9 protein-coding genes are annotated in these 12,853 nt (G+C 53.7%); 4 read left to right on the top strand and 5 right to left on the bottom strand.

The window, feature by feature from the left end; all coding sequences use genetic code 11:
- Positions 1-30: 30 nt before the first annotated feature.
- The 5 genes from MT343_RS08155 to MT343_RS08135 form a co-directional block, all read right to left on the bottom strand.
- Complete coding sequence (locus tag MT343_RS08155) at positions 31-1,641, bottom strand: ABC transporter ATP-binding protein (RefSeq protein WP_145468994.1); 1,611 nt, start codon at positions 1,639-1,641, stop codon at positions 31-33.
- Between the two features lie 10 nt (positions 1,642-1,651).
- Positions 1,652-3,070: an ABC transporter permease gene (locus MT343_RS08150; RefSeq protein ID WP_243989486.1), complete on the bottom strand. Its 1,419-nt coding sequence runs from the start codon at positions 3,068-3,070 to the stop codon at positions 1,652-1,654.
- 1 nt (position 3,071) lies between these two features.
- On the bottom strand, positions 3,072-4,049 hold the full coding sequence (locus tag MT343_RS08145) for an ABC transporter permease (protein ID WP_145468995.1): 978 nt from the start codon (positions 4,047-4,049) through the stop codon (positions 3,072-3,074).
- 1 nt (position 4,050) lies between these two features.
- Positions 4,051-6,351, bottom strand: a complete 2,301-nt coding sequence (locus tag MT343_RS08140; protein WP_243989485.1) for an ABC transporter substrate-binding protein — start codon at positions 6,349-6,351, stop codon at positions 4,051-4,053.
- A gap of 862 nt (positions 6,352-7,213) precedes the next feature.
- Positions 7,214-7,690 (bottom strand): hypothetical protein, encoded by a 477-nt coding sequence (locus MT343_RS08135; RefSeq protein ID WP_145468996.1) that lies wholly within the window; start codon positions 7,688-7,690, stop codon positions 7,214-7,216.
- A gap of 617 nt (positions 7,691-8,307) precedes the next feature.
- Here MT343_RS08135 and rsxA point away from each other — a divergent pair.
- The 4 genes from rsxA to rsxD are packed head-to-tail and all read left to right on the top strand — an operon-like array spanning position 8,308 to position 12,846.
- Entirely contained in the window at positions 8,308-8,889 is a 582-nt protein-coding gene (rsxA, locus tag MT343_RS08130; RefSeq protein ID WP_145468997.1) for an electron transport complex subunit RsxA, read from the top strand.
- Between the two features lie 8 nt (positions 8,890-8,897).
- Positions 8,898-9,506 carry an electron transport complex subunit RsxB gene (gene rsxB / locus MT343_RS08125; protein WP_145468998.1) on the top strand — a complete coding sequence of 203 codons (609 nt, stop codon included), beginning with the start codon at positions 8,898-8,900 and terminating at the stop codon, positions 9,504-9,506.
- Complete coding sequence (gene rsxC, locus MT343_RS08120; RefSeq protein WP_145468999.1) at positions 9,503-11,791, top strand: electron transport complex subunit RsxC; 2,289 nt, start codon at positions 9,503-9,505, stop codon at positions 11,789-11,791. Before rsxB ends, rsxC begins: the two co-directional genes overlap by 4 nt.
- A 2-nt stretch (positions 11,792-11,793) precedes the next feature.
- Positions 11,794-12,846 (top strand): electron transport complex subunit RsxD, encoded by a 1,053-nt coding sequence (gene rsxD / locus MT343_RS08115; protein ID WP_145469000.1) that lies wholly within the window; start codon positions 11,794-11,796, stop codon positions 12,844-12,846.
- Positions 12,847-12,853: the final 7 nt, after the last annotated feature.

Raw genomic sequence — 12,853 nt, 5'->3', positions numbered from 1 at the left:
GTCGGGTTATTCAGTGCTGCGCTGGCGCCACTAAACCGGGCTGACCGGTACCGAGGCCAGCAGGCTGCGGGTGTAATCGTGCTGTGGTGCGGTCATTATCTGCTCGGTATCGCCCTGCTCAACGATCACGCCGTCTTTCATCACCGCCACGCGGTGCGCCAGATGCGGAATAATCGACAGGTCGTGGGTAATAAAGAGATACGACAAGCCCATTTCCTGCTGCAATTCCTGCAACAGCTGCAACACCTGACCACGAATAGAAACATCCAGCGCGCTGGTTGGCTCATCACAAATAATCAGTTCGGGCTCCACCGCAATGGCACGGGCAATCGCCAGACGCTGGCGTTGGCCGCCGGAAAACTCATGGGGAAAGCGATCCAGATGCGCGGCTTCCAGCCCGACCCGCTGCAGCAATGCCTGCAGGCGCTGTTCGCGTTTAGCGGCATCGGCCTCAACCTTCAGCGCGATCATCCCTTCGGCCAGAATATCGCGTACATTCATACGCGGATTCATCGACGAAAACGGGTCCTGAAAAATCACCTGAATGCGCTTGCGCAACGGTAAAAACTGACGCTGGCTGAGCTGATCAACGCGTTCACCAGCAAAATACAGCTCACCACCGGCCAGCGGCTCCAGACTCAAAATAGCGCGCCCGGCGGTCGATTTACCCGAACCACTTTCGCCCACCAGAGCCAGGGTTTCACCCCGGCCAATACTCAGACTGATGCCATCCACCGCTTTGGTATGGCCGACCACCCGCTGCAAAATACCTTTACGCTGGGCAAACCAGACACGCACATCCTTTAACTGCAGCAAAGGCTCGCTTTGCGCCGGAGCAGACAAAAAATGGCGGCGATCGGGTAATGAGTGAATCAGCGCACGACTGTATTCATGTTTTGGCGCGGCAAAAAATTCGCGGGCAGCGGCCTGTTCAACAATTTCACCATAGCGCATCACCGCCACACGATCGGCCATCTGTGCCACCACGCCCATATCGTGGGTAATCAACAGCACGGCCAGCTGGCGTTTGCGGCGTAATTCGTTAAGCAATTCCAGAATCTGCTTTTGGATGGTGACATCCAGTGCCGTGGTCGGTTCATCGGCAATCAGTAATTGCGGCTCGCAGGCCAGTGCAATGGCGATCACCACACGCTGCTTCTGCCCGCCGGACAACTGATGCGGATACCAGCCCAGGCGTTGCTCGGCATCGTTAATACCGACCTCGTGCAACAGACTGATGATTTTTTCGCTCAGCGCGGCACCGCTTAACCCTTTATGCAGACGCAGCACTTCGCCAATCTGCTGTTCAATAGTCTGCACCGGATTCAGCGAGCTTTGTGGCTCCTGAAATACCATAGCGGCCATACGCCCGCGTACCGAGTTCATCTGCGCTTCGGTCAGATTAAACACATCGGTTCCGGCCAGTTGCACACGGCCACTGCGAATGGCCAGCGCCTCCGGCAGCAGGCGCATTAACGCCAGCGACGTCAGCGATTTACCCGAACCACTCTCGCCTACCAAGGCCAGAATTTCTCCGGCCTGAATGCTAAAACTCACCGGTTTTACCAGCAAGCGCCCAGCCTGCTGATATTTGCCCGGTAATAATTCGATACTGAGGTTCTCGACCTGTAATAACTCCATGAACCTTTCCTCAGGCCGACCGTGGATCGAAAGCATCGCGAACCCGGTCGGAGAATAAATTCGCCGCCAGCACCAGCACAAACATCAGCACAAAGGCCGCCGCTACCGACCACCACACCACCGGATCACGGGATAACTCAGAACGTGCTTCATTAATCATATTGCCCCAACTGGCCATCGACGGATCAACACCAACGCCGATATAAGACAGCACCGCTTCGGCCAGCACAAAGACACTGAAATCCAGCACCAGAGCAATCAGAATAATATGGGTAATATTGGGCAGAATATGGCGGTAAATAATGCGGTTATGGCCAACACCAAAGGCATGAGCCGCCTGCACATAATCGAGCTGGCTGACTTTTAACGTTTCCGCGCGCAATAAACGGCACAGGCCGGTCCAGCTGGTCATACCCAAAATAAAACACAGCGCCAGGAATTTAAAATCGGCCCGTACAGCCACCAGATTAAACTGCTCCGGATGGGTTTCGATATACACATCAATCAGCAGCACCGATGCCGCAATTAACAGAATGCCCGGAATAGAACTCAGCGTGGTGTAAATATACTGCACCACATCATCGACCCAGCCTTTGAAATAACCGGCACTGATACCAAGCACAATCGCCAGCGGCAGAGTCAGCAGCGTTGCCAGGGTGCCGATTAACACCCCGGTGCGGATGGCTTTAATACTCCAGTAGAGAACATCCTGACCGACCTTATCGGTCCCCAGAATGTGATACACCTTACTCAGTTCCAGCACCCAGCAACAAGAAAGCACCAACACAGATAACGTCAGATAAATGGTTCCCCAGGGTAAGGTCCGGACACCGGCCAACCCAGATTGCAGTGAGTGCTGGCGCTTACGCCAGGCGATATGCAAACCGATAATCACCGCACTGATAAACGCGGCTACCAACAATGCTTTCATTGAACGAACAAAGATATCCATGCCATGCTCGGCCGCACTTTCAAGATGCTGTCCAGCATTCGCTAAGCGCGGAAAATCGCGATACACAACCCCGTCGTCGGTTTGCATGTTTTCTTTGGCGAAAGAATAAATTGCGAAAGGTGCCGAATAGGTTTTTTCGTCTTTATTGCGCAGTTCGGTCAGAACCACATCCAGCAGGCTGTGTACTTCCTGACTGTAATGCACTTCCTCGCTGCCTTCGGTTTTTTCCAGAGGTGCGCGGTAATGCAGAGAATCCAGCAGAGCAATCAGCAAATAAAACAGAATAACAATAAACGAGGCGACACCGGCACGGGAGTGAAACACCGTACGCCAGCGCTGACGCGCCAGCGGGTTTTTACTTAACTGGTAAAAAAACAGTCCGAGACTGGCCACCAGAATATAAATAAGCACATCGCTCCATAACACGACGGGCTTAATGCTCAGTAATTCATTCATAACAGACACTAATTCATTCATATCAGGACAGCCTTACCCGTGGATCAACCAGGGTGTAAGAAATATCCGTCAGAATCAGACCGAGGATATAAAGTACGGAACCAAGAAACACCATGCTGCGCACGATGGCAAAATCCTGCGCCTGAATGGCGTCCAGGGTGTAACTGCCAAGACCAGGGATGCCGAAGAAAGATTCAATCAGCAGGCTGCCCATAAATAACGACGGTATCACCACCACCACACTGGTGAGAATCGGGATCAGGCCGTTAGGCAGAATATGGCGGAACAATACCGCAGTTTCCGACACGCCTTTGGCGCGCGCAGTGCGCACATAATCTTTATTGGCTTCTTCCAGAAATAAGGTGCGGTACAACCGCGTACCACCACCGATACCGGCGACCACGCCGATAATCACCGGCAATATCAGAAAACGGATGGCATCGGTGCCGCCCAGATAACCGGAGATCGGTACCAGATGCCAGAGTTTGGCAAAGAAATACTGCCCGGCAAGAATATAAAACACCCCGGATATCGACAGCAGCACTACGCACAGCACCATGGCTGCGGTATCAAACACACTGGCACGGAACATCACCACAAACAGCGCGAATACAATATTGACGCTGATGCCGATAATAAAGGTCGGCAAGGCCACCGCCAGACTGGGCCACATACGCTCACTGATATCTGCCCCGATCACCCGCCCTTCATCGGATTTACCGAAATCAAACACAAACAGACGCGCTGACTTTTCAAAGAAGATGGTATCGGTCAGCAGCCCTTCGCTGTTTTCAGCGGTGTTGATAAATAAGGGTTTGTCATAACCGCGCTGCGCTTTCCATTGCTCTATGGCTTCCGCCGATACGTGTTTATCGCCCAGTTGCACCCGTGCCATCTGATCCGGTGTATTCACCATAAAGAACAGGGCAAAGGTCAGCAGGTTAACCCCCAACAGAATAGGCAGTGCGTACAGCAAACGACGGATAATATAAGCCAGCATATCAGCCCTCCTGCTCTGCAGATGTAGTATTTGTCAGCGCCGTTTGAATACGACGCTGCTGGCGACGGCGGAAGGCACGGTAACCCGGCAGCAACGTAACCAGCAGAATTCCAGCGACGACAAAAATGGGCCATAACACCGGTGCATTCCAGGCCGCTTGTGCCTGACGGCGTTGCTCTTTATCTACGGCAAAATATTTGAGCACACTCTTACTGATACCGTGAGCTTTGACATTGCGTACCCAATGGTTATTCAGCACATAAGAATGCGGATGCCAGCCGGATGCCCAGACCGCATCGCGCTGCAGAATGGCAATCATGCGGCGGATAATCTCCATACGTTGCGGCGAGTCTTCCATCAGCTGCATCTGGTCGAATAAACGGTTGTATTCAGCATTGTTATAGTTAGTGGAATTTACCCCACTGCCGCCGCTGATCACCTGACCGTTATTGCCGTACTGTAAAAACAGGAAGTTTTCGGCATCCGGATAATCGGCCAGCCAGCCCCACTGGAATAACTGGGCATTACCGGTCTGCATTTTTTCTTTAAAGCGGTTGTAATCGGTGCCACGGATATTGAGCTGGATATTCAGCTTTTTGAATTGCTTGATCATCCAGTTCTGCATAGCGCTGCCACCACTGCCACCGGTCGGGGTATCCAGATTCAGCACCAGAGGCTCACCGGTTTTTGCATGACGGCCGCCCGGGTAACCAGCTTCGGCCAATAACCGTTTGGCCTCTTCCAGCGATTTACGCTGTGGTTTGCCATCAACCCAGTCAAACACATAAGGGTTAATGCCCTCTTCGCCACTCTGATAACCGAAAATACCCGGCGGTATCGGGCTCATGGCCACTTCGCCACGGCCGTTGGCAAAAATCGAAATCATTTCCTGCTGGTCGTAAACAATGGCGATTGCCTGACGCAGCTTGCGTGCACGCTCGCGGCTTTTGGCATCCCCTTTATCGCCGACCACCGGGTCGAGCATATTAAAGGCAAGATAATAACTGCCCAGCACCACTTCTTTTTCCAGCGTTACGCCTTTCTCCGTCATTTCCGGGCTCAGACCAATACCATCGCTGCTGACGCGGATCGCCTGATCAAAGCTGTCACTGGCAATACCGGAGCGGTCGTAATAGCCCTGCATAAACTTGGTCCACAGCGGGATGGCTTCTTTTTCCAGCCGGTAAACCACTTTATCCAGTAATGGCAGCCGCTTTCCGGCATCATCCAACAAGCCAGCCTCAGCATCACCGGGCGAACCTTCAGCAGGATAATAATCGGCGCGGTAATTCGGGTTCTTCTCCAGAATAATGACTTCGTTAGGGTTGTTGCGCGTCATCATAAAAGGGCCAGTGCCCACCGGATGCCAGTTCAGCACAATGTTACGCTCGGCCAGTCCCGGCTGATGGTAAAAACGATCGACCTCCCAGGGGATGGGCGCAAAAAAGTGAAAGGCCAGCCAGTATTTAAACTGCGGATATTTGCCTTTTAAGCGGATGGTAAAATCGTAACGCCCCAGAGCCTCAACACCGGCCATGCTGAGTTGGCGTAAATCCAGCCAGGTCTGCTTGCCTTCTTCTTCCAGTGCTTTACGCGTATCGCTCGCAATCTGGCTGAACTCCGTCATGCCCACAATATAATCGCTGAGCAATGCGCGTACCGGAGACAGCAGTTTAGGGTCGGCCAGACGTTTAACCTGATACACATAATCTTCTGCCACCAGTTCACGGCTGCCCTGCTCAGTAAAGTCGTCCAGTGTGCGGTATTGCTCTGATTCGGCGGCCGAGGCAAACAGATAAAGTGACTCACCCCTGTCGTTCAGGGCAAAGGCCGGATGCGGCTGATAGCGGATGCCGGGTTGCAACTGAAAATGGTAGGTAGAAAAGGCAATGTTTTCACTGTTGGCATCCACCTCATTGCCAGCGGCATCACTGTAACGGATATCCGGCATCGCCGTCAGGGTATTGGGGATCAGCTCGTAAGGACGTTTAAGGTAGTCGTAAGCCAGAGGCGGCTCGTAGATCTGGTCAATAAAGCGTGATTCATCCGAACTGTAAGAGCGGGCCGGATCAAGGTATTTGGGACGTTCGGAAAAACTGGAATAGAGAATATTGGCGCTGGCTTCGGATTCCGGATGCGGATTATTCCAGGCCTGATCGCTGCACCCCGCCAGTAACAGCGCGCCTGCCAGCCATAGACCTGCGCTTACAGCTTTCAACCAGCCAGCCTTTTGCAAACCAGCCTGCAGACGACCAGTAAACCCGTCGCAGCGGCGCATCTTCCCCAAAACAACAGTGTTCATCAGCAGCTATCCATTACAACTCCGGCAGTCAGCCCCTCACTGCGGCTCCCTCTTACAGCGAGGGCGACCTGAGAGCAGCTGGCACAACGCCAGTCCGATGCAGAGATTTATTATTGTGTTTGCCTGCCCCAACACCTCAGAGGCAGACTGATATGACAGCAGAGTGTGCCAACATTTCCCGCCGGTGCAAGCTTTCCTCATTCAGGATATGTCAGTGTCCGCTGTGTCGGATGCTCTGGTGGTTATATTTTATACAGAAGGGCCGATCAGGCCGCTTTGACGGGTTACATAACAGAGATTAGACGCATTATCAGCACAGGCGTCCTTATTTACTCTAAGAACTATAACGTCTGCAAGCACAGGCGAGTGAAGCGAGTCCAACACAGCCTGCCATGCAATTGCGTCTTGCTTTGTTATACATTTCTTAACCCGACGATCAGACCTAAGATATACCCGAATGCAACAATTGGGACAAACAATAGAACACCAATAGTAAGCGTGATCTTTTTATAGGGTGATTCTGATTCACGTCTATATTCCATAACACCTTTAATCATATGTGTTATTTGATACATAAAACCAAGAATCAACATTATAAAAATTGCATATCCAAAAAAATGCCCAATTGAAGGGTAATAAAAGGCAAGAATAAAAATACAGACAAATGATAATTCTATAGACTCGGCGATGAAATCGAACCAACTTTCAAAGCTCTTTATCTGTTCAAAAGTATGCATTGCAATCAAAATGATCAGGTATATGTAGGCCCACCACGACATTAGATTTCCTCACTACTATCGGCGTAACGCCAGGCTTTGCGGCGAGCCCGAGCTATTGTCGCGGTTCAAAGTTGATACCAGGCCTATTGAGGACTAGTTACTTTTTCAATTTTCAACACCAGGCCTTTAGCCATATAAATACGTAAGTTGCTACCGACTTCATTTTTAAGTGAAGGCAATTCTGGTTGTATTGTCCTTTGCCCTACTGGCAAATTGTCATCCCAAAGTCGCTTATTACCGATTTTGAAAACTTCTACCGTAGCCTCACCTAACCTTCCCTTGTGTGATTCAATTACGCCGGAATAAACCTGATAACTGTGCAGCCTGTATGCTTCAATTGCATCAATGTGAATTCTATAACTGAGCCCAAAAGCAGCAACACACCACGAAAAAGAGAAGAAGAAGCAAGTCTTTCCAATTAACTTTAGATTCTGGGCATGAATTATCGGCATTTTCCATAAAGCTAAGCCCACAACCAAGAAAAGTACCCCCGGAACGGCAAACCTCCAACCTGAAAATCCGTGCTCTGTAATGTCATAAATGCTTGTATAAATTTCCATAGTTCCAGTACGACTAACAGATTATCAGTATGCGTGCGCATTTATTCCGGGCGACTCCTTCGAGAAACCCCGCATAATTTATTGACCCAGCTGAGGAATCGTCCATAACTCAAAAATCCCTTCCAGAAAAGCGCGCATGCCTGTTAATTCCGGTTTTCTGTGCGGCTAACTTTACACTTCAGCTTGTAAACCGAAGCGCAATCTATTGATTCATTTGGCATTTACGTTACTACCCTCTGGCAAAACGGGCAAGCACGAATGCAAAGCGTGCAAATATCGCGGCTGAAAGCCGCTCCCACACCGTGCTTGCCGGGTAACTTGAATCTTCTGATTTTGTCGCGGATAAGATCCGCCCCCATACTCTGCCTTTCGCCTCAAAATAACCATCCGGTTATATCCTTGACCCGTATCAGTACCTTCCCCTAACAGCCCGCTATCATCCCCGGCAGGCATGCCAATAAGGCGGCCGTTACAAGCCATAGACGTAACAACCACTAAGCTTATTCCAAACGGTGCTTAGAACCAAAAAAAACCTTCTTGTCCGAAATAACACAGTTTTGGGATAATGCGCGCCCATTTTTTAATATCGACGGTACACATGTGCTGCGGAGCCATTGATGACTGACTATCTGCTGATTCTGGTAAGCACCATTCTGGTCAACAACTTCGTGCTGGTGCAGTTCCTCGGTCTCTGCCCTTTTATGGGTGTATCCAACAAGCTGGAAACCGCCATCGGCATGGGCGCGGCCACCACCTTCGTGCTGACGCTGGCATCGGTGTGCAGCTATCTGGTGTACACCTACCTGCTGATTCCGCTGGATCTGGCCTACCTGAAAACCATCAGCTTTATCATGGTGATTGCCGTGGTGGTGGGCTTTACCGAGATGGCCATCCGCAAAACCAGCCCGCTGCTGTACCGCGTGCTGGGTATCTTTCTACCGCTGATTACCACCAACTGCGCGGTACTGGGTGTGGCCCTGCTGAATATCAAACGCGACAACAGCCTGGTCGAATCCATTCTTTATGGCTTTGGTGCTGCGGTGGGTTTCTCACTGGTGATGGTGCTGTTCGCCGCCCTGCGTGAACGTGTGGCGGTGGCCGACGTGCCTAAGCCTTTTCAGGGCTCTGCCATCGCTATGCTCACTGCCGGATTAATGTCGCTGGCGTTCTTAGGCTTTACCGGTCTGGTCAGTATTTAGGAGTTTTCATGTCAGCTGCACTCTGGACCATTGTTATTGCGGTCGGCCTGCTGGCCGTTCTGGCGGTTATTTTTGGTGCCGTTCTGGGTTTTGCCGCCATCCGTTTTAAAGTGGAAGGCAACCCGATTGTCGATCAGATCAACAACCTGCTGCCGCAGACCCAGTGTGGTCAGTGCGGCTATCCGGGTTGTAAGCCCTACGCCGAAGCCATTGCCGGCGGTGAAAAAATCAACAAATGCCCACCCGGCGGCGAAGGCACGATTCAGTCTTTGGCCGACCTGCTCGGCGTAGAACCTGAGCCGCTGGACGCCGAACACGGCGCCGAAAAAGCCATACCCACCGTTGCCTTTATCCGTGAAGACGAGTGCATTGGCTGCACCAAGTGCATTCAGGCCTGCCCGGTCGATGCCATTCTCGGCGCCGCCAAGCAGATGCATACCGTCATCGCCGATGAATGCACCGGCTGCGACCTGTGTGTGGAGCCCTGCCCGGTCGACTGTATCGATATGATTCCGGTCAGCGTCGATAAATCCAACTGGTACTGGCAGGCCCCGACCTCAGGCGTTGAACTCATTGCCACCGACCGTCATCACCACCTGGCCGGAGACGCCGCATGACCAACCTGATTCGCCTGCACAATTTTGATGGCGGTATTCATCCGGCAGAAAACAAAGCCCAGTCCACCGCCACGCCGGTACAGCAGGCCAGCCTGCCAGCCGAACTGGTACTGCCGCTGCACCAGCATATTGGTGCCGCCGCCAAGCCACTTGTAAAAGCCGGTGACCAGGTATTAAAAGGCCAGTTGATTGCCGCCGCCGATGGTTTTGTCTCGGTGCCGCTGCACGCGCCAACCTCAGGCATCGTCGCCGCCGTTGAACCGCGCGCCGTGCCGCACGCTTCCGGCCTGCAGGAAGACTGCATCGTGATTATTCCTGATGGTGCCGAGCGCTGGATTGAACACCAGAGCTTGTATCAGCAACTGGGCCTTGAGCATCTGAGCGATATCAGTCCGCGCCAGCTGACCGAGCATATCCGCCAGTGCGGTATTGCCGGTATGGGCGGCGCCGGTTTCCCCACGGCCGTTAAACTGAGCACCGGCCAGCGCGAGATTCACACCCTGATTCTGAACGGCGCCGAGTGTGAGCCTTACATCACCGCCGATGACATGCTGATGCGTGAGCGTGCGTCTGAGGTCATTCAGGGCGCACAGATTCTGCTGCATATTGTTGGCGCCAAAGGCTGCATGATCGGCGTTGAAGACAACAAACCGCAAGCCATTGCCGCCCTGAATGCCGCCCTGGTTGAGCTGGGTGAAGAGCACCATATCGACGTGGTGACCATCCCCACCAAATACCCGTCCGGTGGTGAAAAACAGCTGATCAAAATTTTAACCGGCGAAGAAGTCCCGGCCGGTGGCATTCCTGCCGACCTCGGTCTGGTCTGTCAGAACGTCGGCACCGCGGCCGCCATTTACCGCGCCGTTGCCTTTGGCGAGCCACTGATTTCACGCATCACCACCTTAACCGGCGATGCGATGCAGCAACCCGGCAACTGGGAAGTCTTAATCGGCACCCCGGTCAGCCACCTGCTGCAACTGGCCGGCTATCAGCCACAAAAGCGCGAACGCGTGATTATGGGTGGGCCGATGATGGGCTTTGCCCTGCCCGGTCTGGATCTGCCGATCACCAAAACCAGCAACTGTCTGCTGGCACCGACCGAAAAAGAATTACCGCCCAACGATATCGCCATGGCCTGCATTCGTTGTGGCATGTGCGCCGATGCCTGTCCGGCCGACCTGCTGCCTCAGCAGCTGTACTGGTTCAGCAAGAGTCAGGAGTTCGACAAAGCCGAACAGCACAATATTTTTGACTGCATCGAATGCGGCGCCTGCTCTTATGTGTGCCCGAGCCATATTCCGCTGGTGCAGTATTACCGTTACGCCAAAGGCGCCATCCGCGAAGAACGCGCAGCCCAGGCCAAGGCCGAACGCGCGCGCCAGCGCTTTGAAGAGCGTCTGGCCCGTCAGGAACGCGAAGTCGCCGAAAAAGAAGCCAAGCGTAAAGCCCGTGCCGAAGCGGCGGCCAAAGCTCAGGCGGCCAAGCCTGCCGTCGCCGCAGACAGCGCAGCCGCTACAAGCAACACACCTGCAGCTGACGGCAACGCCGAGCTGGAAAAACTGCAGAAGCAGTTCGATGCCGCGCAAAGCGCACTGGCGAAAACCAAAGAAAAACTCGAAGCGGCCCGTGCCGATGAAAGCATGGCCGACAAAGTGCCATTATTTGAAAGCGCGCTGAACAAGACTCAGGACAAAATCAAAGACCTGGCCAAACAGCTTGCGGCCGCGAAAAAAGCCGCCAAAGCCGCACCGGCAGCTGCAACAACCGACACCGACAAAGGCGACCCGAATTCGCCGGAGCGCTTAAAGCGTAAATGGGAAACCGCCCAGGCACGACTGGATACCGCGCTGAAGCGTCTGGCCGAAGCCAAAGAACAGGGGCTGGATACCGTTGACGCGCTGCAGACCGGTGTTGATAAACAGCAGGAACGGGTGAATGAAGCCAAAGCGGCTTACGATGCCTCTGTCGCTGATGGCGCTGCTGCTGGCAACTCTGATGGCAGTGCAGATGGCAGTGCGGATGGCAGTGCGGCTGAAAGCAGCGCCGTGAACAATAACGCCGCCGATCAGGCCGCCAATATCGACGCGCTGAACAAGAAGATCCTTGCCCAGCAAGACCGGGTGGCAAAAATGCAGGAGCGTCTGGATATGGCCAAAGCCGAAGGGCTGGACACCGTGGATGCCCTGACGCTCGGCGTACAGAAACAGCAGGATAAACTATTGCAACTGCAACAGGAGCTGGCCGCCCTTGCGCCGGCCGGCACAACATCGAACGAGGCGTCCTGACCATGGGTTTGCTGACCTTATCTTCACCCCACACCCACGGCCCGAACAGCACCAGCAAGGTGATGGCGACGGTGATTCTTGCCACCCTGCCGGGTCTGGCAGTGATTACCGCCCTGTTTGGCTGGGGCACCTTTATTAATGTGCTGCTCGCCAGTGCCACCGCGGTTGCGAGCGAAGCGGCCATTCTCAGTATCCGTAAGCGCCCGCTGGCGTTTTTCCTGAAAGACAACACCGCGCTGTTAACCGGTGCGCTGATTGGTCTGGCCCTGCCACCATTTGCCCCCTTCTGGATTACGCTGGTTGCCACGGCCTTTGCCATCGTCTTTGCCAAGCAGCTGTATGGCGGCATGGGCAACAATCCGTTTAATCCGGCGATGGTCGGTTATGCGCTGGTGCTGGTGTCGTTCCCGGTGCAGATGACCACCAGCTGGGCGCTGTCAACGCAGATGTCCGGTCAGGCGACACTGGGCTTTGCCGATACCCTGCAGGTAATTTTTGCCGGTTCCGCCAGCCTGGCCGATGGTTTCAGTGGCGCTACGCCGCTGGATGCTTACAAGCATCTGATTGCCAAAGGCACCGCCGACAGCGTGCTGGCCGAAGCCACCTTTAACGGCTGGCTGAACGGCGGCTGGGAATGGGTCAACCTGGCGTTTCTCGCCGGTGGTCTGGTGCTGATCTGGCGCCGCATTATCAGCTGGCATATTCCGCTGGCCATGCTGGTATCACTCAGTCTGTGCTCGCTGATGCTGGGCTGGGATGAAGATATGTACACCCCGCTGTCGCTGCATCTGCTCAGTGGTGCCACCATGCTGGGGGCCTTCTTTATTGCCACCGACCCGGTGTCAGCTTCCACCACGCCACGCGGCAAACTGATTTACGGTGCCGGTATCGGTATTCTGCTGTACGTAATCCGCACCTGGGGGGCTTACCCGGATGCCGTGGCCTTTGCCGTGCTGCTGATGAACTTTGCTGCCCCCTTTATTGATGCCTACACCCAGCCGCGGACCTATGGTCACGCCAAAGCCAAACGCGGCCTGCCGCCAAAACAACGCTGAGGAGCGG

Origin of the sequence: Venatorbacter sp. C2-1, from assembly GCF_022832715.1 — a bacterium.
GTDB lineage: Bacteria > Pseudomonadota > Gammaproteobacteria > Pseudomonadales > Oceanobacteraceae > Venatoribacter > Venatoribacter alkanivorans.
The sequence above is the reverse complement of the archived record's forward strand: the minus strand, read 5'-3'. Positions and strand labels throughout refer to the sequence as shown.